Here is a 358-nt window from a genome sequence, read left to right as displayed (position 1 = left end):
TGGGCTTTGACGTTGATCTGTGGGCTGCCATCGCTAAAGAGCTGAAGCTGGATTACGAACTGAAGCCGATGGATTTCAGTGGGATCATTCCGGCACTGCAAACCAAAAACGTCGATCTGGCGCTGGCGGGCATTACCATCACCGACGAGCGTAAAAAAGCGATCGATTTCTCTGACGGCTACTACAAAAGCGGCCTGTTAGTGATGGTGAAAGCTAACAATAACGATGTGAAAAGCGTGAAAGATCTCGACGGGAAAGTGGTTGCTGTGAAGAGCGGTACTGGCTCCGTTGATTACGCGAAAGCAAACATCAAAACTAAAGATCTGCGTCAGTTCCCGAACATCGATAACGCCTATAT

1 protein-coding gene is annotated in these 358 nt (G+C 48.6%); it reads left to right on the top strand.

What is annotated here, in order from left to right:
- The coding region (locus SB756_RS28570) for a transporter substrate-binding domain-containing protein (RefSeq protein WP_410912871.1) at positions 1–358 on the top strand (358 nt) is incomplete at both ends.

The sequence above is a fragment of the Pseudomonas sp. SIMBA_068 genome (assembly GCF_046534705.1).
In the GTDB taxonomy this organism is placed as follows: Bacteria; Pseudomonadota; Gammaproteobacteria; order Pseudomonadales; family Pseudomonadaceae; genus Aquipseudomonas; species Aquipseudomonas putida.
Note: the sequence above shows the minus strand (reverse complement) of the source record. Positions and strands in the feature narration are given on the sequence as shown.